Below are 20790 nucleotides of genomic sequence, written 5' to 3'. Positions count from 1 at the left end.
GAAAATCCGAATCGATTTCCGACTCGATGCGAAGATTCAAAAATGCTGGAACATCCTTGTGGCGTCAGAATGGACGCGAAGGCTTCCAGTGTGGCCTGTTAAGGCATTTGGCATTTTGAAACCATCCTATTAACAATCGGTTTACCAAATATGGTGTCATTATGGCTTAACAATTTCCACACCGTCCGCGCCCCCCTTGCGCAGGAGAGAATTTTATGACGAGCAAACTCAATATCACGCTGTCCGGTCCCGATCTGGCGGCTCTTCTGTGCAGCCGTGTGTGCCATGACGTTATTTCTCCTGTCGGCGCCATCAATAACGGTCTCGAACTTCTCGATGAGGGCGGCACCGATGACGATGCGCTGGATCTCATCCGCACGTCAGCCCTTAACGCATCCGTGCGGCTTAAGTTCGCCCGTCTTGCTTTCGGTGCTTCCGGCTCCGCCGGCGCGTCCATCGATACCGGCGAGGCCGAAAAGGCCGCCAAGGATTTTGCCGAAGCCGAAAAGAAGGCGGAAGTCAGCTGGAACGGTCCGCGCGCCATCGTTGCGAAGAACCGCGTCAAGCTCCTGCTCAACCTCTTTCTCGTCGCTTATGGCGCGATCCCGCGCGGCGGCAATGTGGATGTGCTGCTGGAAAGCCCGGATGGTGACGCGAAGTTCGAAATCACCGTCAAGGGCCGGATGATGCGCGTTCCCGCCAAGTTCGTGGAGATTTACGAAGGACGGCTGGAAGAGGCGGTCGACGCCCATTCCGTGCAGCCCTATTATACGCTGCTTCTGGCGGAAGAGGCCAATATGGCGGTGGAATACAAGGTGCACGAGGACCGTATCGTGTTTACCGCAAAGACGGTTGCGGAATGACCGCTCGATTGCGGATGTGACGTGATGAAAGGGCCGGAGCCGCGTCTGCAGACGTGCCGGCCTTTTTTCGTTTCGGGAGCGTGTTCATGACCTTTCTGACGACCGATCGCCTTGTTCTGCGGCCGCACGCCATTGCGGATGAAATGCATTATTGCGCGTTCTGGGGCGCCGATGCCCCACCGATAAAAGGCGTCCGGTCAATCGCGCCGCTCGATCCCGAACTCGCCTTTGCCCGTCTTTTGCGTTTTATCGGCCACTGGTCGGTTTTCGGCTTCGGCCCCTTCGCGGTGGAGGAGCGCGCCACGGGGCGCATCGTCGGCGAGGTGGGCTTCGCCCATATGCGGCGAGGCAACGGGGCCGATTTCGATGCCGCGCCCGAGGCCATGTGGAAAATTGACGCCGGGCTGAACGGCAAGGGCGTTGCGACCGAAGCGGTGGAGGCGGCGATCCGATGGTTCGATGGCCGCGGAATTTCGCAGCGGACCGTCTGCATGATCGATCCGCTGAACAGCCCCTCGCTGGCCATCGCTGCCCGATTCGGCTTTCGGCCATTCCGCGAAACGACGTTTCGCGAACACCCGATCCGGCTTTTCGAACGTGTGGCCGGGATTTACACGATTGCGTGAAGGTGCTGCCTTGATCGTGTTTCAGTCCGTCCTGAAACCCGTTTGAGGTCTCGGGCGGCTGCGGTTTGAGCCAAGGGGTTGGTGCATATCAACTCCTGGAGCATCTCATGCGCAATTTTCTTCTGGCGACAATTGTCATCTTCTCCCTTGCTCCCGCCGCGATGGCGGAAAGCACCATCGGTTTCAGGCAGATCAAATTGCCGGATGATGCCGGTGCAAGAGCGCTCAATGTCTCATTATGGTATCCGGCCATTCCATCGGGAAAAACGGAGGTGGTGGGTGAAAACGCCGCCTTTTACGGCCTTGAGGTTCAACCGGGCGCTTCCATACCGCCCGGTTCCCGCCCTCTCGTTCTGCTCTCACACGGGTTTGGCGGAAGCTGGCGCAATCTGAACTGGCTTGCCGGAGAACTTGCGCAGGACGGTTATGTCGTGGCCGCGCCGGATCATCAGGGCGAATCATTTACCGAAGAAAATGCAGCCGAGGTCATCCCTTTATGGGAGCGACCGCGCGATATCGGCAGAACGCTGACGGCACTTCTTGATGACGATCGGCTGGCCGGCGAGATCGACAGGACGCGCATCGCCGTCATCGGCCATTCGCTTGGTGGCTGGACTGCGATGGAGCTGGTGGGAGGCCGCTATAGCGCCGAGCTTGCCTTGAAAGATTGCAATGCGGGGAAAGCGCCACCGCAATGCAGGGCGCCGCGGCTGCTGGCCAAGGTCGGCATCATCGGCGGTGGCAAGGCCGATCCGCGCCTTTCGATGGATTTGCGGGATATCCGCATCCGTGCGGCCGTTGCGCTTGATCTCGGCCCAGCGGCCGGGTTTCTGCCGGAAACGCTTGAGGGGGTGGATGTGCCGGTTCTGGTTCTGGCTGCCGGTGTGGAGACGCCACAGATCGCCGCGATCAGGGCCGATTCCGATTATATCGCCCGGCATCTGCCAAAAACCACGACGGTCTATCGGGAAATACCGGATGCCAGTCACTTCAGCTTCATGCAGCTGTGCAAGCCCAGTGGCGAAAAAATCGTCGAAGAGATGTCACCGGGCGAAGGTTTCGTCTGCCGGGATGGCGGGGGCAGGGGCCGGGCTGAAATCCACGTGCAAATCGTGGAGACAATCGGCGGCTTTCTCAAGGAGGAGCTGCATTAGGAGGGCTGTCCGCCCGATAGTTGAGGGGGGCGAGACGCATCGCTGAAACCTTTCGGCTCTGCGTAGCGTCCCGATCCTTCAAGCGGCGTTGAGCGGGTAGTATCGAAAAACGAGATCTTCCGGGTCGCTGCGCGGCGCGGATGGGTCGGGAGAACCACCGATTCGCCTTGCGACGGCTGCGGATTTGCTGTTTTGCGGGGATACGTAGCTCACCAGTGTCGGCAGCCTCAGGGTTTCGAAGGCCCAGCCGCGCAGCTTTATGGCGGCTTCGGCGGCATAGCCTTTACCCTCGTGCCCGTCATAGAGCAGCCAGCCCAGTTCCTTTTCGGGAAATAGCGGGCCGTGATTGATGCCGACCTGGCCGATGCATTCACCCGTCTCATCAAGCTCGATCATCAGCGCGCCGTGGCCGAAGAAGTGCCAGTTGGCCAGATCGTGACAGAACACACCCCATGTCGACGGCAGGTCGTAGGGGCCGCCGACGCCGAGGGAGCGTGGTGACGCCATGAAGGCCAGATAAGCGGGGAAATCCGCCATGGTCTGCGGGCGCAATGTCAGGCGTTGGGTTTTAAGGGTCGGGATAGGGTGGTTCATGGCATTGGTCCTTTTTGGGAGTGCCAATATGCGCTTTCTGTTGCGTCTGAATGAAGCGGCATGTTTCGGCTGTGACGCACAACAAAAAACCCGCTGTCGCCAGCGGGTCTTTTAAAACTGTCCTGTTCTTATAAGAGATCAGGCGGTTTCGAGGAATTCCGTGCTGCCATCCGGCTCGCGCAGAACATAGCCGCGGCCCCAGACGGTTTCGATGTAGTTTGCGCCGCCTGCGGCATTTGCGAGCTTCTTGCGCAGCTTGCAGATGAAGACGTCGATGATCTTCAGTTCCGGCTCGTCCATGCCGCCGTAAAGGTGGTTCAGGAACATTTCCTTGGTCAGCGTCGTGCCCTTGCGCAGCGAAAGCAGCTCGAGCATCTGATATTCCTTGCCGGTCAGGTGAACGCGCTGGCCACCCACTTCAACCGTCTTGGCATCGAGATTGACGATCAGCTCGCCGGTCGAAATGACCGACTGCGCATGACCCTTGGAACGGCGGACGATCGCGTGAATGCGGGCAACAAGCTCGTCCTTGTGGAACGGCTTCGTCATGTAATCGTCGGCGCCGAAGCCGAGGCCGCGCACCTTGTCCTCGATGCCGGCCATGCCGGAGAGGATGAGGATCGGCGTCTTGACCTTGGAAAGGCGCAATGTTCTCAAGACTTCGTAACCCGACATGTCAGGCAGGTTGAGGTCGAGAAGAATAATGTCGTAATCGTAGAGCTTGCCAAGGTCCACGCCTTCCTCGCCGAGGTCGGTCGTGTAGACGTTAAAGCTTTCCGACTTGAGCATCAGTTCAATGCTCTGCGCTGTCGCGCTGTCGTCTTCAATAAGTAGAACCCGCATAATTATCCCCTTTGCCGCCCGCGAACCGGTAAATCATTGCCTCGCGCGATGCGGATCCAGACGTTGCCTGATTTGCAGGCTGCCACCAAATGGTTAACAAATTCTAATTGCCTTTGGCAAGGTGTATCGAATTTATTAAGCAAAGTTGGCATTTCGCTGTTTTTGCACGTGAATCCACCATCGCCAAAATTGAAGCTTAACGTGAGGATTTCCCGCTAAGTGATTCAATCGACTCTTACATCGTCGGGTCCGTTTTTTTGGACCTGGCATTTACCGACCCTTAAATGATCGTGGTTATCATTAACGATGCCCGTAAACGAAAGGTTAACGGCGGTGGTTTTTTATTAACGCCGAGTAACTTTTGGGAATCATTCCGGCACAACGGGTTAGCCCGGTCGGTTGAACGGGCGGGTTAAACGGGCCGGTCAGGGGGGCATAGTGCCTTTTTGATCCGGGTCTCGCTATCCATGGAGTATTGCGTATGAAGTCGCGTGACAGCCTGGTTCGCCTGAAGGAATTTCAGGTCAATGAAAAACGTCGGCAACTTAACCAGTTGCAGCAGATGATGTCCGAGTTCGAGCGGATGGCCAAGGAACTGGTGCATCAGATCTCGCTGGAAGAGAGCAAGTCGGGCATTACCGATCCGACGCATTTCGCCTATCCGACCTTCGCAAAGGCCGCGCGCCAGCGGGCGGATAATCTTCAGGTCTCCATCCGGGAACTGAAGGCCCAGCAGGAAGCCGCCGAGGCTTCGCTGGAAGAGGTGCAGGCCGAATATGAAAAGGCCGCTGCCCTCGAAAACCGCGACGGAGCAATCCGCGCCCGCGCCTGACCACAGGCGCAGGAACTGACGAATTTCGTCCTCATTGACGGCTGCCGGTGGATCAGGAGGCGGCTTTCAATGACGGGACGCCATGCATTTTTTTAAAAGGCCGCCCTTTGAGGGCGGCCTTTTTTAGTGCGGTTCCCCGTGTCTTGCCGCGGGACGGCGTCGCCTGATTTTTATTGTCCGGGTATGGGGAAAGGCGTAATTTAAGGGGGTTCCGACCGTGAGCCGGAGGCTTTGCTTGCGCGCCTCAAGCGGGCGCGCACGGCTATGGCAGGGAGGGAAAAATGGCCCGCCAATATATTGATTGCCGCGAATTCCCCAGTGACAGCAAATGCACGATCGCCATCTCCGCCGATTCTCCGGAGGAGCTTATGGAGGCAGCGGTGCACCATGCCGTGGCGGTGCATGGTGCCAAGGATACGCCCGAATTTCGCGAGGAAATCCGCCACAGCATGCATGCGGGAACGCCGCCGCTGAAGGTGGCGTGACGCGCATTTATGAATGACGCGATATTTGGAACGGCTGTGAGGGATCGGGCGTAAGCCGCGTGTTTCGTCTCCCCGCCGGGGAGAAGTCCGCGGCAGCGGGATGAGGGGGCAAGCTCTCGGTCTACCGCTAGCGTTGCCCCCTCATCCGACCCTTCGGGCCACCTTCTCCCCGGCGGGGAGAAGAAAGACGTGGCGACGTTTGTGACTATCCTGTCGGTTTACCCCTGGATAACATCCGCCCATTCTTTATGGCGCAGCGTCTGGGCCTTGAAGAAGGGGCAGAGCGGAATGATTTTCCAGCCACCCTTGCGGGCCTCATCAATGGCATGGGCGGCGAGCGCCTGGCCCACACCCCTGCCGCGCAGGGCATCGGGCACGCCGGTGTGATCGATGATGATAAGGGTGGGGGAGGTGCGCGAATAGGTCATCTCGGCCTTGTGGCCGTCGATGGTTGCCGAATATTCGCCGCGCGATCCGGTTTCGGTTGTCTTGATGTCCATGATGGGCGCCTCCGTTTAAGTTCGTTTGCGCCACTGTAACGGCTTGCGCCTGAATTGAAACAGCGGCAAAGCGAACGCAGCGGACACAAACCGGAGACAATCATTTCACCGGCGACGGACATGCTTGCAAGGGAAGTTGGAAATCAAACCGAAAGCCCCGTCGATGATCCGGCGGGGCGTTTTGAAAATTCGGCTTTGGCGCGTTGCCGCGCGGGCGCAGTATCAGTGACGATATTGCTGAATGCGCGTGGTGCGCAGGCCGGCAAGGCCATGATCGGCGATCGAGGACTGCCAGGACAGGAATTCTTCAACGGTAAGCGTATAACGCTCGCAGGCTTCCTCGAGGCTCAATAGTCCTCCGCGTACCGCTGCAACCACCTCCGCCTTTCTGCGAATGACCCAGCGACGGGTATTCGACGGCGGAAGATCCGCGATCGTCAGAGGGCTGCCATCGGGGCCGATAACATATTTAACTCGTGGGCGTATCATTTCGGTCATTGGACACTCTATACAAACTCAAGACCATATGACGGGAACTCTAGCCCCGTACCTTTAAAAATTGCCTAAGCAGCTCGTGACAATTTATTAAGAATTTGAACGGTTTCGCCTGATTTGTTCGTGTCGCCTTATTTTGTCGGGAAAAAATTTTTCCAAAAAACGCAAATTTTCTCGCTCATCGGTTGTTTCCTTCACAGCGCCGCAAGCGAAAGACATGTTTTCCCGCTGCCCTGGGTAAATTCCGCCACTCCCTCATGCTGGAGCCGCAGGCGGTCGCCCGTTTCAAGGGCAAGAAGGGAGGTGGCCGACTGCGAGGAGCCGGCGGTGGACGCATTGCCGGCAATGCCGAAACTGGCCGCCGCGCCGTTGACGAAAAGCGTCACCCTGTGGCCGGACGAGGAAACGACGGCAAGCGACAGGGTCACCAGATATACCCCCTTTGCCGGTACGACGAGTTCACGTCCGCCGCCGCCGACCGCGTCACCGAGCGCAAAACCGCCCTCGGCGATGAAGAGCAGGGAAAAGCCCGCGGCTGAACCGCTTGCGGGTTTTGTCGTGCCCGCCGGCAGGCCGGCGAAGGCAAGCGGGCGGTTCGGCATCGATACCCGGCCATCGCCGCTGCACAGGAGCGCGGTGTGCCAGGAGGTGCCGTCCGCACTGGTCTTGATCGAAAAACCGTCATGGCCGGCAAGCCCCATTTCCGCCCGGCCGCTCCAGCCGGACTGGAACAGCAGCGAGGCGGTATCGGTCTTGTCCGCTTTGTTGACCGTCAGGCGGTGGCTGCCATCGTCCGGCGTATGGGTGAAAAGGCTGGCAGGGGAGGCGAGCGCCAGGCGGTTGGCGGCATCGGCCTCCGTGCCGATGCCCAGCCCTTCCAGCCGGCCCGTGGCGGGCAGCGGCATGTCGCGCCATGCCCCGTCGCGCAGCAGACGATACCTGCCTTCCGTTGCAAACCACGCCGTCCAGCCGGGCTGCGGGGTGATGAGCAACCATGCGCCGTCCTGCCGGAAGGCGAGCCTTCCGCCTTTGCCGGTCCACTCGCCGGTGGCGTCCGTGGCGATGAGGAAGCATTCCCCTTCCGCCGCAGTCCCGGGCGGTGTGGCGACGACGGCCTTGACGGTGAGCTGCACGATCGCATCCAGCCTTTGCAGGGCTTCGTTGTGGGTCACGTGTTTCTGTGCCTGCGAGGGCAGGATATAGGGAAGGTGAAGTCTCGCCGTCTGTTCCGTCATGGTGTTTCTTTCGCGCTCGGGTGCCGTTTGCGAGAGAGTTTGATGCGGTTGCGCGGGGTGGGGATGCGCGGGGATGAGATTATTTTTGTTGGCGTTGGTGGGAATGTTTTTCGGGCTTTGGAGTATGCGGCTTACCCCCCTCTGCCCTGCCGGGCATCTCCCCCTCAAGGGGGGAGATCGACAAGCGGATAGGCCTCGCCCATCTCAATGTTTGTGAATGAAGTGGCGGTAGCGCTTCCTGCTGATCTCCCCCCTTGAGGGGGAGATGCCCGGCAGGGCAGAGGGGGGTAAAGCCGCACACGCCGAAGCTCACCAATGCCACACGCTGCAAGAGCCGCAGGAGACGGCAAGCGCGTATTACCCGGCGATTTCCACCGCCATCGCGCCCTCGGCAATAAAGTCCGGATTGGCCAGCGCATCCTCGCCATCGCCCCTGACCTCATAAGCAAGAGGCCTGCCTTCGCAATCGAGCGTTCGCCCGCCTGCGGCACGCAGCACGGCGTCGCCGGCGGCCGTATCCCACATCATGGTGCGGCTGAAGCGGGGATAGATATCGGCGGCCCCTTCCGCCAGCATGCAGAATTTCAGCGAGGAGCCGACGGAAATGCAGTCCTTCAGGCCGTGTTCGGCCACGAAGGCTTCCGTCTTTGCCGTGCAATGCGAGCGGCTGATCAGCGCCACGGGCGAAGCGCCGCGCTGGCGCGCCCGGATGGGGTGGCGCGACAGGATCGCTCCTTCGCCGGAAATGGCGAGCTTTTCGGCCTTGTCGCCTTCGCCCGTCCAGGCCTGCCCGCGACAGGGGGCATAAACCACGCCGGCAACCGGAGCGCCGTTGCGGATGAGCGCGATATTGACGGTGAAATCGTCCTTGCCGGAAATGAACTCCTTTGTCCCATCCAGCGGGTCGACCAGAAAGAACTCCGCGCCGGTTTCCGGCAGGATGCCGCTTGAAACGGCCTCTTCGGCGATGACGGGGATATCGGGAAAATGGGCGGCCAGCGCGGCGAGAATGATCGCCTCGGCCCGCTGATCGGCTTCGGTCACCGGCGAGCAGTCATCCTTGTAGGAGACATGCGGGCCGGCACGGTGGACCGCCATGATGGCCTGCCCGGCGTCCAGCGCCGCTTTCGTCAATATGTCGATCATCTCTTTGCCGTTGCCATCCCGTGCCGGGATATTCCGATCCTCAACGTCGCTACTCCTTTGCCCGTCGCCCGTCAAACAATGGCATCAGACAAGACTAAAATAAGCGTTCCGCCGTCATTTTTTCAGCACTTCCTGCCAAAATCATGGCTCTTTTGATCGGGAAAGCGGCAGTCCATGTGGAAATTCCAAATTTTGTGCAGGATCGCCCGTTTTTGACTTCACATTTTTAACGAACACGATATGCATTTTGGGAGTGGGGCTGCCCGCAGGGGCTCCCCCCATAATTAACATAACGAGGTGTGGCCCATTCGAGGTCGTGCCCGGGGGAAAGACATGGAGTATTTTATCCAGCAGCTCATCAACGGGCTGACTCTTGGATCGATCTACGGCCTCATCGCTATCGGCTATACGATGGTTTATGGCATTATCGGCATGATCAACTTCGCCCATGGCGATATTTTCATGCTTGGCGGCTTCGCCGCACTGATCGTTTTTCTGATTGTGACATCCTTTGTCGCCGGCATTCCGGTGGCGCTGCTTCTGCTTCTGATGATGGTCGTCGCCATGCTGATGACCGGTCTGTGGAACTGGGTGATCGAGCGTGTGGCTTACCGCCCGCTCAGAGGTTCCTTCCGTCTCGCACCGCTGATCACCGCCATCGGCATGTCGATCGCGCTGTCCAACTTCATCCAGGTCACCCAGGGTCCGCGCAACAAGCCGATCCCGTCGATGGTGACGGAAAGCTATCATTTCGGCGCCATTACCGTGTCGCTGAAGCAGCTGATCATCATGGTGGTCACTTCGGTTCTGCTTTTCGCCTTCTGGTATATCGTCAACAAGACTCCGCTCGGCCGGGCGCAGCGCGCCACCGAACAGGATCGCAAGATGGCGGCTCTCCTCGGTGTTGATGTCGACAAGACGATTTCCATCACCTTCATCATGGGTGCGGCGCTGGCTGCGGTCGCGGGCACCATGTATCTGATGTATTACGGTGTTGCCTCCTTCAGTGACGGCTTCATTCCCGGCGTCAAGGCGTTCACCGCGGCCGTCCTCGGCGGCATCGGCTCGCTTCCGGGCGCTGTTCTCGGCGGCCTCCTGATCGGCCTCATCGAATCGCTGTGGTCGGCCTATTTCTCCATTGCCTACAAGGATGTCGCGGCTTTCGGCATTCTGGCTTTCGTGCTGATCTTCAAGCCGACCGGCATTCTCGGTCGTCCGGAAGTCGAGAAGGTGTGAACCCATGACCAACATCGCTTCCGAAAATGCCGCTTCCAGCCCGAGCATCATGGCGACGGCTGTGAAGGAGGGCCTGATTGCGGGTGTCATCTCGTTCGGCATGTTCATTCTTTATGTCGGCATCGTCACCTATCAGGACATCAACAACCAGCTGATCTGGGGCACCCGCTGGGGGCTTCTGGCGATCTTCGTCGCTGTGGCCGCCGTTGGCCGTTTCCTTGTGGTCGGCTTCATCAAGCCGTCGCTGGATCGGCGCAGGCTTGCCAAGGCAAAAACCGGCATTCTGGAAATCTCCGAGAAGAAGGGCTTTTTCCACAAGCACTTCCTCAAGCTGGCGCTGGTTCTGCTGCTGCTTTACCCCGTTATCGCCGTGCAATTGTTCGGTTTTCAGGGTTCGTTGAAATTCGTCGACAATTTCGGCATCCAGATCCTCATCTATGTGATGCTGGCCTGGGGCCTCAACATCGTCGTTGGGCTCGCCGGCCTGCTCGATCTCGGTTACGTGGCCTTCTACGCGGTCGGCGCTTATTCCTATGCGCTGCTGTCCAGCCAGTTCGGCCTGTCCTTCTGGGTGCTTCTGCCGCTTGCCGGCATTCTTGCCGGCTTCTGGGGCATCATCCTCGGTTTCCCGGTTCTGAGACTTCGCGGTGACTATCTGGCGATCGTCACGCTCGCCTTTGGTGAAATCATCCGTCTCGTGCTCCTGAACTGGACGGATGTGACCAGGGGCACCTTCGGCATTTCCGGCATCGCCAAGGCTTCCGTCTTCGGTATCTGGTCCTTCGATGTCGGTGCGCCGAACAACTTCGCCAAGGCGTTTGGCCTGTCGATGTCCTCGGCCTATTACAAGATCTTCCTGTTCTACGTGATCCTGCTTCTGTGCATGCTGACGGCCTACGTCACGATCAAGCTGCGCCGTATGCCGATCGGCCGTGCCTGGGAGGCACTGCGCGAGGACGAGATCGCCTGCCGTTCGCTCGGCATCGATACCGTCATCACCAAGCTCACCGCCTTTGCGACGGGCGCGATGTTCGGTGGTTTCGCCGGGTCGTTCTTCGCCGCGCGTCAGGGTTTCGTGTCGCCGGAAAGCTTCGTCTTCCTCGAATCGGCCGTCATCCTCGCCATTGTCGTTCTCGGCGGCATGGGCTCGTTGACAGGTATTGCCATTGCAGCCCTCGTCATGGTCGGCGGCACCGAGCTTCTGCGCGAAATGGAGTTCCTGAAGCATGTCTTCGGGCCTGATTTCACGCCGGAACTCTACCGTATGCTGCTCTTCGGCCTTGCCATGGTCATCGTCATGCTGTTCAAGCCGCGCGGCTTCGTCGGCTCGCGTGAACCCACGGCCTTCCTCAAGGAACGCAAGGCCGTGTCCGGCAGCTTTACCAAGGAAGGTCACGGTTGATGGCTTCCGGAATGGCTAACATGACACCCAATACGACTGGCGATACGATCCTCAAGGTCGAACATCTCTCGATGCGCTTCGGCGGCCTGATGGCCATCAACGACTTCTCCTTCGAGGCGAAGCGCGGCGAGATCACGGCGCTGATCGGCCCCAATGGTGCGGGCAAGACCACGGTCTTCAACTGCATCACCGGCTTCTACAAGCCGACCATGGGCATGATCACCATGCGCCAGCAAAGCGGCGAGGCGCATCTTCTCGAGCGCCTGCCGGATTTCGAAATCACCAAGAAGGCGAAGGTGGCGCGCACCTTCCAGAACATCCGCCTGTTTTCGGGCCTCACCGTTCTGGAAAACCTGTTGGTGGCGCAGCACAATGCGCTGATGAAGGCCTCTGGTTACACGATCCTCGGCCTTCTTGGCCTGCCCGCTTACCGGCGGGCGGTGGATGCCTCTATCGAAAAAGCCAAATACTGGCTGGAAAAGGCCGATCTGATCGATCGCGCCGACGACCCGGCCGGTGATCTGCCCTATGGCGCGCAACGCCGTCTGGAAATCGCCCGCGCCATGTGCACGGGGCCGGAGCTTCTGTGCCTCGACGAGCCGGCCGCGGGTCTCAACCCGAAGGAATCGCTGGCGCTCAATACGCTGCTGCGCGGCATCCGCGACGAGGGCACGTCGCTGCTCCTCATCGAGCATGACATGTCCGTGGTGATGCAGATTTCCGACCATGTGGTGGTTCTGGAATATGGCCAGAAGATTTCCGACGGCACGCCGGACCATGTGAAGAACGACCCGAAGGTCATCGCCGCCTATCTGGGTGTCGAGGATGATGAAGTGGAAGACGTGATTGCGGAAGAACTCGACGGAGGAGCGGCCTGATGTCCGGTGAACCGCTTCTGAAAGTCCAGGGTGTCGAAACCTATTATGGCAATATCCGCGCGCTCGCCGGTGTCGATGTCGAAGTCAACAAGGGTGAAATCGTCAGCCTGATCGGCGCCAATGGCGCCGGCAAATCAACGCTGATGATGACCATCTGCGGCAGCCCGCAGGCCCGCGCCGGCCAGGTGATCTTCGACGGCGAGGACATTACCCAGCTGCCGACGCATCTCATCGCCCGCAAGCGCATTGCCCAGTCGCCCGAAGGCCGGCGGATTTTCCCGCGCATGACGGTGCTGGAAAACCTGCAGATGGGCGCCAATCTCGACAACCTGAAATATTTCAAGGAAGACGTCGAGAAGATCTTCGTGATGTTCCCGCGCCTGAAGGAACGCCAGAGCCAGCGCGGCGGTACGCTTTCCGGCGGCGAGCAGCAGATGCTCTCCATCGGCCGCGCGCTGATGGCACGGCCGAAGCTGCTTCTTCTCGATGAACCATCGCTGGGTCTCGCGCCGCTGATCGTCAAGGGCATCTTCGAGGCGATCAAAAAACTCAACCAGGAGGAAGGGCTGACCGTCTTCCTGGTGGAGCAGAACGCCTTTGCCGCGTTGAAGCTTTCCGACCGCGCTTATGTGATGGTCAACGGCAAGGTGACGATGAGCGGTTCGGGCAAGGAACTGCTGGCCGATCCGCAGGTGCGCGCCGCCTATCTGGAAGGCGGACGGCACTGAAAGATTTTACTTGCGCCGGAAGTTTTGCGGCGCAAGATTGCAGACACTGTCCCGCCGGCGTTTCAGGCAAGGCGGGATGCAAACAATAAAATGCCCGGCGGCAAACGTCGGGACGACAGACAAGGCAGGGCAGGGGCGTTTGCGTCCGGCACTGATGGGGAAAGAGATGCAGGGCCTTTTTTTCGAAACCGATAACGGCGTGCGTTATGTTCTGCGCGCGCTGGTTGTTCTTCTGGGCTTCTGGACGGCGTGGCGCACGGGCAGATCCGTGGCCGATGGCTGGGGCGATTATACGCGGGTGGTGATCTACACGCTCGCACTGGGGCTGGTGATGCGCTTCCTGCATCACGCGCTCTTCAACGGGCCGTTCATCAACGGCTTTTATTACGTGTTTGACGTCGTTCTTCTTCTGGTCTTTTCCAGCATCGGTTTCCGCATGCGCCGGACAAGCCAGATGGTCAATAACTACTATTGGCTCTACGACCGGACGTCGGCATTTTCCTACAAGAAGAAAGATTGACAGGCGGATTTTTCCGGCTGCACAATGCTCGTCAGAGTGGAACGGTTTCTGTTCGGTTAAGGTGGGTACCGAACAGGTCCTTGCAATCAACCCATCCAAAGGAACTGGGAGTAAAGTAATGAAGAAGTCTCTTCTTTCCGCTGTCGCGCTGACCGCCATGGTCGCCTTCGGCGGTTCGGCCTGGGCCGATGTCGTGATCGCTGTCGGCGCACCGCTGACCGGCCCGAACGCTGCTTTCGGCGCTCAGATCCAGAAGGGTGCCGAACAGGCCGCGAAAGACATCAATGCCGCCGGCGGTATCAATGGCGAGCAGATCAAGATCGTGCTGGGCGATGACGTATCCGACCCCAAGCAGGGTATTTCGGTCGCCAATAAATTCGTTGCCGACGGCGTGAAATTCGTCATCGGTCACTTCAACTCCGGCGTTTCCATTCCGGCTTCCGAAGTTTATGCCGAAAACGGCATTCTCGAAGTGACGCCGGCTGCAACCAACCCGGTCTTTACCGAGCGCGGCCTGTGGAACACCTTCCGCACCTGCGGCCGTGACGACCAGCAGGGTGGCATTGCCGGCAAGTATCTGGCCGACCACTTCAAGGACGCCAAGATCGCCATCATTCACGACAAGACCCCTTACGGTCAGGGCCTTGCCGATGAAACCAAGAAGGCTGCCAATGCCGCCGGCGTGACCGAGGTCATGTATGAAGGCGTCAATGTCGGCGACAAGGACTTCTCGGCGCTGATCTCGAAGATGAAGGAAGCCGGCGTTTCCATCATCTATTGGGGCGGTCTGCACACCGAAGCCGGTCTGATCATCCGCCAGGCGGCCGATCAGGGCCTGAAGGCGAAGCTGATCTCGGGTGACGGCATCGTCTCGAACGAACTGGCTTCCATCGCCGGTGACGCCGTCGAAGGCACGCTCAACACCTTCGGCCCCGATCCGACGCTGCGCCCGGAAAACAAGGAACTGGTAGAGAAGTTCAAGGCCGCCGGCTTCAACCCGGAAGCCTACACGCTCTACTCCTATGCAGCCCTGCAGTCGATCGCAGGCGCGGCAAAGGCCGCCGGTTCCGTGGAGCCGGAAAAGGTTGCCGAGGCCCTGAAGTCCGGCACCTTCCCGACTGCACTGGGTGACATCTCCTTCGACGAGAAGGGCGACCCGAAGCTTCCCGGCTACGTCATGTACGAGTGGAAGAAGGGCGCGGACGGCAAGTTCACCTACGTCCAGCAGGGCAGCTAAGCCTTTCTGCGATGCACGATCGAAGCCCGGCAGCGATGCCGGGCTTTTTTGTTTGTTTGACGACACCTTACCCACCCTGCCTGCCACACTGGAGACAACAAGGCGCGAAACAAACATCTCGCGAAACTGCGATGAGGGGCAGCAATGACGATAAAGCGGGCCTTGTTTCTGTTCCTTGGTCTGGCTGCGCTGGCGGCGGTGCTCTTTAGCCTGCATCTCTTCAGCAAATCGCGGACGGTGCAATCATTCGGAACCATCATCGCGCGGGTCGAGACAACAAAGCCCTTGGTGGCGCTGACATTCGATGACGGACCTTCTGCGGGCTTCACGCAGGGTGTTCTGGCGATCCTCCGGGAGCGCGGAGTGAAGGCGACTTTTTTCCTGACGGGCAGGGAGACCGAAGAAAACCTGCCGCAGGCGCGCATGATCGTCGACGAGGGACACCAGGTCGGCAACCACAGCTTTACCCATTCCAACATGAAGTTGATGGGGACGGCGCGGATAGGTGAGGAAATTGAGCGCACCGATACGGCCATTCGGGCGGCGGGTTATGAAGGCGAGATCATGTTTCGCCCGCCCTATGGCAAGAAGCTGCTGACTTTGCCGTGGTATCTTTCCCGGCATGAGCGGAAAACCATCATGTGGGATGTCGAGCCGGAATCGTTTCCTGAAGTCGCCGGAGACACGGCTGCCTTTGCGAAACATGTCATCGAGCAAACGAAAAACGGTTCGATCATCATCATGCATGTCATGTATCGAAGCCGCGAAATATCCCGGCAGGCCTTGCCCCTGATCATCGACGGTCTGCGCCAACGCGGATTTGAGTTCGTCACCGTTTCGCAATTGCTGGACAGTCGCTGAGGCCAGTGTTGCTGCGTGCAGGTGCCGTTCAGCCGATCCGCGTCAGGATAAAATCTGCACGTTCTGCGATGCCCGATTTCGGGAGCACGACGATGTCGTAGCCAAGCGCGTCATAGTCGCGGAGCAGACGCTCGTATTCCTCCACTGCCGCATCGAAATCGTGCCGGCGCTCGTCATCGCCCCGGTAGATTTCCGGCCAGGGCGGGGTGAGGAAAACCAGCCTGTTGTAGCGATGCGTATGGCGCAATGTATCGATAAAAGCATCGCCGCTGACATGGTGCAGCGCGGAGGCGGCGTCGATCAGGCCACGGTCGAAGAAGACGAGGCCGTCCGGCGGCGCCTTTTGCCGGTCTTCGAGTGCCATGGCGATGGCGCGGCGGGCGAAGGCTTCGATGTCGATCCACGGCAGGGCGGTGCCGTTATTACGGGTTTCTTCGATGACGATGCGGCGGCCGGGTTCCTCGACGGTGGCAAAACCGCGCCGGAATAGCTCGGCAAGCAGGGTGGATTTGCCGCCGCCCGAGCAGCCGGAAAGGATGATGAAACGGTTCATGGGTGTTTGTTCCTGTGTTGGGTTCATCGGATCGGACGGTGATTTTGGGTGGTGGTTTGCCGCGAGCATCTTCTCCCCGAGGGGGAGAAGGTGGCCCGAAGGGTCGGATGAGGGGGAAACGTTGCCGGACTTCGGAGGGCTTGCCCCCTCATCCCGCTGCCGCGGACTTCTCCCCGGCGGGGAGAAGAAACGAGTGGCGCGGGCTCGCCTGGACGCGACTGTTCGGAAAGCTGTCAGCAGCAGTCTAACGCATCACACGAGGAAATTCACCCCTGATGCAGAACATGCGCCGCCTTGACGGCCGCCGACGCGCGGTTTTCCACTCCGAGCTTCACATAGATCTGTTCCAGATGTTTGTTCACCGTTCTCGCGGAAAGGCCGAGAATATCGCCGATATCGCGGTTGGATTTGCCCTTGGCGATCCACAGCAGCACTTCTGATTCCCGCGCGGTGAGGGAGAAATGCTCGCGCAGCAGGTGGTCGTCGGATTTCTCGCTGGCAGCGGTGAGGCGGAAGAGGAATTCGTCCGGCCCCATGGCGCCGAGGAATGACAGCTGCAGGGCAGGCCGCCCGGCCTCGGTGATCGTCAGCGGCACGTCGCGGCCGGTTTCCGCTGCCGCCCGTTCTGCGAGCCAGCGGCCGATATGGGTGACGACGGTTTCCATGCCGTCGTCACGGCCGGTGGCGGCGTTGACGAGCCGGGTCGCCTGCGGTGTGGACCAGTGGATGGCGCCGCTGGCGCGCACGGCAAGCAGGTGACGGCCGGCGGCATCGAGCGCCACGCGGGCGCTCTGGGCCGAGCGGGCATTGGAAAGATGCACGCGGATGCGGGCGCGCAACTCGTCAATATTGATCGGCTTGGTCAGATAATCGACACCGCCGGATTCGAGCGCCCGCACGACATGTTCGGTCTCGGTCAGCCCGGTCATGAAGATGACAGGCACCTGCGCCACCGCCGCATTGGCCTTCAGGCGGCGGCAGGTCTCGAAACCGTCCATGGTGGGCATGACGGCGTCGAGCAGGATGATATCGGGCGTGATGCGTTCGGCAATGTTGAGCGCGGCCTGTCCCGAGGTGGCGATCAGCGCCGAAAAGCCGGACTGTTCCAGCGCATCGGTCAAAAACCCGAGCGCTTCCGGGCTGTCATCCACCAGCAGGACGATGTCTCTTGGAGCCGCTGTTGCCTGAGCGCTCATGCGTTGCCGTCTCCCGTGTCTTTATCCGCAAACCGTTCGAGAAAATGCGCGTAACCGGCCAGATCGAAGGCCTGCACATAGGTGCCAAGCTCCTGCGTGAAGGGCAGGTTTTCCGTGTTGCGGGCGAGATCGGCGAGTTTCGCCTCGATGCCGCGTATGTAGCCGATTTCGCCGAGCTGCTGCAAATCCCTGATATGGATAGCGCCCGGATGGATGATCCGTGCAACCGGCTGCGGAGCGGGTTCCGGGGGCAGGTCCGTATCGTAAATCCATTTCAGGCCGAGATGCACGGCAAGCCTGTCGCAAAGGTGGCGGATATCGACCGGCTTGGCGATGGCGTCGTTATGGTTGTCTTCGCCAGCACCCGCCACGGTGCCATCGCCGATATTGGCTGACAGCATGATAAGCGGGGCGGTCTGGCCGGCCTCGCGCAGCTTTGTCACAAGCTGCCAGCCGCTCATGCCGGGCATGGAAATATCGATGAGGAAAAGATCAGGCTTCACGCCTTCGATGAGCGTCAGGCATTCCGGCCCGCTCTGGGCCGTCAGCACCACAAAATCGAGCGGTGAGAGCACCTGCCGCATCAGTTCGCGATGATCCTCATTGTCGTCGACCACAACGATGGTGCGGCGCGGGCCGGAATAGGATCGGATGGTCTTTTCCGGCGCCGGCGCCGTGCTAGGCCGGTGCACGGCTGACAGCATCAGGCGGACGCGGAAGGTGGAGCCCTCATCCTTTTCACTGGAAACGGAAATCTCGCCGCCGAGCGTGTTGGTCAGGAGCCGTGTGATGGTGAGGCCAAGGCCGAGCCCCGGCATTGGGCGCACGCTTTCGGCCTCGCCGCGCTGGAAGGGTTCGTAGATGCGGGCGAGGTCCTTTTGTGCGATACCGCGGCCGGTATCGGAGACGGTGAAACTCGCGACCTGGCTGCGATAACCGACATCGAAGGTGACGGCGCCATCATCGGTGAATTTGATGGCGTTGGAGATGAGGTTGACGAGGATCTGGCGCAGCCGCTTTTCATCGGTGCGAACATATTGCGGCAGGGCGCGGGAACGGTCGTGGCGGAATTCCAGACCCTTGGCCTGCGCCTGCGGGCGGAACATGTCGACGATCTGGTCGAGGAAATCCTGGATATTGATCTCGTTGGAATAGACCTGCAGGCGGCCGGCCTCGATCTTGGAAATATCGAGAAGCCCGTCGATCAGGCCCGACAGGTGATCGGCCGAGCGGCGAATGACCTTTATCGCCGATTGTCGGGGAGGGGGAATGGTGTCGTCGCGTTCAAGGATCTGGGCATAACCCAGAACGGCATTGAGCGGCGTGCGCAATTCATGGCTGAGGCCTACCACGTAGCGGCTTTTGGCGCGGTTGGCAGCCTCAGCCGTTTCCTTGGCATCCTGAAGGGCGGCGTCGGTCTTCTTGTGGGCGGCGATTTCCTTCAGCAGCAGCGTGTTCTGGCGGGAAGATTCCTCTTCCGCCACAACGCGGCTGTCATGAGCAAGTACGAGGAACCAGCAGACGATGCCGGCAATGACGGCGAAGACAAAAAACACGATGAGGATGGTGCGGTTCACCACATCGGCCGTTGCCGGCGAGGCGGTGCCGACCTGATGGGCGATCAGAGCGAGAATGCCGCCGATGGCGGTGACGGCAATCGCCGCCGCCATGCCGTAACGTCCGAGCCGGGTGGCGAGCTTTGCCACCAGTTGTGCGGGCAGGAAGGATTTCGCGACGGTGGCGACCTGATAATTCAGCTTCGCCTTCGGCTTGCACATGTCATGGCAGCGGCTGTCCAGCGAGCAGCAGAGCGAACAGATCGGCGCGGCATAGGCGGGACACCAGGCCATATCCTCCGGCTCGAACGGGTGTTCGCAGATGGAGCAGGTGATGCTGCTTTCTTCCCGCCATTTCTGGCGCGGCTTGCGGGCGAGATAAAATTTGCCCTTCGTGCCCCAGGCGATGAGTGGCGAGGCGATGAAGGCGACGATCAGCGTCAGATAGGGCGCGAGCGATGCGGCAAGTGGGCCGAAGGCGCCGAAATGCGCCATCAGCGCAATGGTGGCTGAAAGCGCCATGGAGCCGACGCCGACGGGATTGATATCGTAAAGATGGGCGCGCTTGAATTCGATGCCGGGCGGGGCAAGGCCAAGCGGCTTGTTGATGAAGAGATCGGCTGAAATGGTGCAGAGCCACGCCATGGCGATGATGGAGAAGATGCCGAGCGTTTCTTCCAGCAGCCGGTAGATGCCGAGTTCCATCAGAAGCAGCGCGATCGCCACATTGAAGACCAGCCAGACGACGCGGCCGGGGTGGCTGTGGGTAAGCCGCGAGAAGAAGTTCGACCAGGCGAGCGAACCCGCATAGGCATTCATCACATTGATCTTCAACTGCGAGACGACCACGAAGGCGACCATGAGCAGCATGGCCGCTGTCTCGTTGGGGATCATGTAACCGAAGGCGGTGAGATACATCTGCGCCGGATCGGCGGCGCGGTCCACCGAGACGCCGGAGCTGAAGGTCAAGACCACGAGGAACGAGCCGGCCAGCAGCTTCGGCACACCGACGACCACCCAGCCGGCGCCGGCCAGAAAGACGGCGATGCGGTGGCGCAGGCGGCTCTGGCCTTGCGCCGGCAGGAAGCGCAGGAAATCCACCTGTTCGCCGATCTGCGACATCAGCGCCAGAATGACGGCGGAGGCCGCGCCGAATTCCACGAGGTTGAAATCCGCCACCGTGCCTGATGGCCCCGAGGCGTGGTGGATGCCGGCAAAGGCCCGCCAGAGATCGTATTTCTCCCAGTCCATCAGGGCAATGAAGACGAAGGGCAGGATGTTGAGGACGATCCAGAAGGGCTGGGTGATGATCTGGAAGCGGCTGATGAGGCGCACGCCATGGGTGACGAGCGGAATGACCATGACGGCCGAGATGATGTAGCCGATCCACAAGGGAATGCCGAGCGCCAGTTCCAGCGCGCCGGACATGATCGATGCCTCGATGGCGAAGAGCATGAAGGTGAAGGCGGCGTAGATCAGCGAGGTGATGGTGGAGCCGATATAACCGAAGCTCGCGCCGCGCGTCAGAAGATCGATATCGACGCCGTGGCGGATGGCATAACGGCTGATCGGCAGGCCGACGGCGAGCATGGCGATGGCGGCGGCGAGGATGGCGTAAAAGGCGTTGGTGGTGCCGTAGGAGAGCGTGATCGCCCCGCCGATGGCTTCCAGCGCCAGAAAGGAAATCGCGCCGATGGCGGTGTGGGAAATGCGGTTGGAGGAAAATTGCCGGGCGCTCTTGGCGGTGAAGCGCAGCGCATAATCTTCCAGCGTCTGGTTGGCGACCCAGCGGTTATATTCGCGCCTGACGGGGATGATGCGTTGCCGTGCGGCCATGCCTATCGAGCGCC

21 protein-coding genes are annotated in these 20790 nt (G+C 60.0%); 12 read left to right on the top strand and 9 right to left on the bottom strand.

Annotation, left to right across the window (positions count from 1 at the left end; all coding sequences use genetic code 11):
• Positions 1-215: 215 nt before the first annotated feature.
• The 3 genes from chpT (at position 216) to N434_RS04405 (ending at position 2643) form a co-directional block, all read left to right on the top strand.
• Complete coding sequence (gene chpT, locus N434_RS04415; RefSeq protein ID WP_110756291.1) at positions 216-863, top strand: histidine phosphotransferase ChpT; 648 nt, start codon at positions 216-218, stop codon at positions 861-863.
• An 86-nt stretch (positions 864-949) separates the two neighbouring features.
• Positions 950-1489, top strand: a complete 540-nt coding sequence (locus N434_RS04410; RefSeq protein WP_110756289.1) for a GNAT family N-acetyltransferase — start codon at positions 950-952, stop codon at positions 1487-1489.
• A gap of 107 nt (positions 1490-1596) precedes the next feature.
• Positions 1597-2643, top strand: coding sequence for an alpha/beta hydrolase family protein (locus tag N434_RS04405; protein WP_110756287.1), 1047 nt, complete (start codon positions 1597-1599; stop codon positions 2641-2643).
• Between the two features lie 78 nt (positions 2644-2721).
• On the opposite strand, the gene N434_RS04400 is transcribed toward N434_RS04405, so the two are convergent.
• The gene (locus tag N434_RS04400; protein ID WP_065114066.1) at positions 2722-3237 is read right to left on the bottom strand and encodes a GNAT family N-acetyltransferase; all 516 of its coding nucleotides are present in this window, start codon (positions 3235-3237) and stop codon (positions 2722-2724) included.
• Between the two features lie 138 nt (positions 3238-3375).
• Positions 3376-4080: a response regulator transcription factor CtrA gene (gene ctrA / locus N434_RS04395; protein ID WP_065114065.1), complete on the bottom strand. Its 705-nt coding sequence runs from the start codon at positions 4078-4080 to the stop codon at positions 3376-3378.
• A 481-nt stretch (positions 4081-4561) separates the two neighbouring features.
• Here ctrA and N434_RS04390 point away from each other — a divergent pair, with 481 nt between their 5' ends.
• Together N434_RS04390 and N434_RS04385 are read left to right on the top strand one after the other, a co-directional pair.
• Complete coding sequence (locus N434_RS04390) at positions 4562-4912, top strand: flagellar export protein FliJ (protein WP_003491821.1); 351 nt, start codon at positions 4562-4564, stop codon at positions 4910-4912.
• A 281-nt stretch (positions 4913-5193) separates the two neighbouring features.
• Positions 5194-5397, top strand: coding sequence for a DUF1059 domain-containing protein (locus N434_RS04385; RefSeq protein WP_110756286.1), 204 nt, complete (start codon positions 5194-5196; stop codon positions 5395-5397).
• A gap of 218 nt (positions 5398-5615) precedes the next feature.
• Here N434_RS04385 and N434_RS04380 read toward each other — a convergent pair whose 3' ends face one another.
• From N434_RS04380 to cysQ, 4 genes are all read right to left on the bottom strand, one after another.
• Positions 5616-5897 (bottom strand): GNAT family N-acetyltransferase, encoded by a 282-nt coding sequence (locus N434_RS04380; RefSeq protein WP_065114063.1) that lies wholly within the window; start codon positions 5895-5897, stop codon positions 5616-5618.
• Positions 5898-6119: 222 nt separating this feature from the next.
• A complete protein-coding gene (gene sciP, locus N434_RS04375; protein ID WP_003513963.1) occupies positions 6120-6395 on the bottom strand; it encodes a CtrA inhibitor SciP in 276 nt (91 codons plus the stop codon).
• A 191-nt stretch (positions 6396-6586) separates the two neighbouring features.
• Positions 6587-7627: a DUF2793 domain-containing protein gene (locus tag N434_RS04370; RefSeq protein ID WP_110756285.1), complete on the bottom strand. Its 1041-nt coding sequence runs from the start codon at positions 7625-7627 to the stop codon at positions 6587-6589.
• Positions 7628-7984: 357 nt separating this feature from the next.
• Positions 7985-8773 (bottom strand): 3'(2'),5'-bisphosphate nucleotidase CysQ, encoded by a 789-nt coding sequence (cysQ, locus tag N434_RS04360; RefSeq protein ID WP_110756283.1) that lies wholly within the window; start codon positions 8771-8773, stop codon positions 7985-7987.
• 333 nt (positions 8774-9106) lie between these two features.
• Here cysQ and N434_RS04355 point away from each other — a divergent pair, with 333 nt between their 5' ends.
• The 7 genes from N434_RS04355 (at position 9107) to N434_RS04325 (ending at position 15635) form a co-directional block, all read left to right on the top strand.
• The gene (locus tag N434_RS04355; protein WP_004430050.1) at positions 9107-10009 is read left to right on the top strand and encodes a branched-chain amino acid ABC transporter permease; all 903 of its coding nucleotides are present in this window, start codon (positions 9107-9109) and stop codon (positions 10007-10009) included.
• Positions 10010-10013: 4 nt separating this feature from the next.
• Positions 10014-11411, top strand: a complete 1398-nt coding sequence (gene livM, locus N434_RS04350) for a high-affinity branched-chain amino acid ABC transporter permease LivM (protein WP_110756281.1) — start codon at positions 10014-10016, stop codon at positions 11409-11411.
• Positions 11411-12289, top strand: a complete 879-nt coding sequence (locus tag N434_RS04345) for an ABC transporter ATP-binding protein (protein WP_065114059.1) — start codon at positions 11411-11413, stop codon at positions 12287-12289. Before livM ends, N434_RS04345 begins: the two co-directional genes overlap by 1 nt.
• Complete coding sequence (locus tag N434_RS04340; RefSeq protein ID WP_046797799.1) at positions 12289-13017, top strand: ABC transporter ATP-binding protein; 729 nt, start codon at positions 12289-12291, stop codon at positions 13015-13017. The genes N434_RS04345 and N434_RS04340 overlap by 1 nt, the downstream gene beginning before the upstream one ends.
• A 166-nt stretch (positions 13018-13183) precedes the next feature.
• Positions 13184-13537 (top strand): DUF6867 family protein, encoded by a 354-nt coding sequence (locus N434_RS04335; protein ID WP_065114058.1) that lies wholly within the window; start codon positions 13184-13186, stop codon positions 13535-13537.
• A 118-nt stretch (positions 13538-13655) separates the two neighbouring features.
• Complete coding sequence (locus N434_RS04330) at positions 13656-14774, top strand: branched-chain amino acid ABC transporter substrate-binding protein (protein WP_065114057.1); 1119 nt, start codon at positions 13656-13658, stop codon at positions 14772-14774.
• A gap of 144 nt (positions 14775-14918) precedes the next feature.
• Positions 14919-15635: a polysaccharide deacetylase family protein gene (locus N434_RS04325; protein ID WP_110756279.1), complete on the top strand. Its 717-nt coding sequence runs from the start codon at positions 14919-14921 to the stop codon at positions 15633-15635.
• A 28-nt stretch (positions 15636-15663) separates the two neighbouring features.
• On the opposite strand, the gene N434_RS04320 is transcribed toward N434_RS04325, so the two are convergent.
• The 3 genes from N434_RS04320 to N434_RS04310 form a co-directional block, all read right to left on the bottom strand.
• Positions 15664-16188 carry an AAA family ATPase gene (locus N434_RS04320; protein WP_110756278.1) on the bottom strand — a complete coding sequence of 175 codons (525 nt, stop codon included), beginning with the start codon at positions 16186-16188 and terminating at the stop codon, positions 15664-15666.
• A gap of 266 nt (positions 16189-16454) precedes the next feature.
• Positions 16455-17384: a response regulator transcription factor gene (locus N434_RS04315; protein ID WP_065114054.1), complete on the bottom strand. Its 930-nt coding sequence runs from the start codon at positions 17382-17384 to the stop codon at positions 16455-16457.
• Positions 17381-20776: a hybrid sensor histidine kinase/response regulator gene (locus N434_RS04310; RefSeq protein WP_110756276.1), complete on the bottom strand. Its 3396-nt coding sequence runs from the start codon at positions 20774-20776 to the stop codon at positions 17381-17383. The genes N434_RS04315 and N434_RS04310 overlap by 4 nt, the downstream gene beginning before the upstream one ends.
• Between the last annotated feature and the right edge of the window lie 14 nt (positions 20777-20790).

This window comes from Rhizobium sp. UGM030330-04 (assembly GCF_003208455.1).
Taxonomy (GTDB): domain Bacteria; phylum Pseudomonadota; class Alphaproteobacteria; order Rhizobiales; family Rhizobiaceae; genus Agrobacterium; species Agrobacterium rhizogenes_A.
This window is presented reverse-complemented; position numbering and strand designations above follow the sequence as displayed.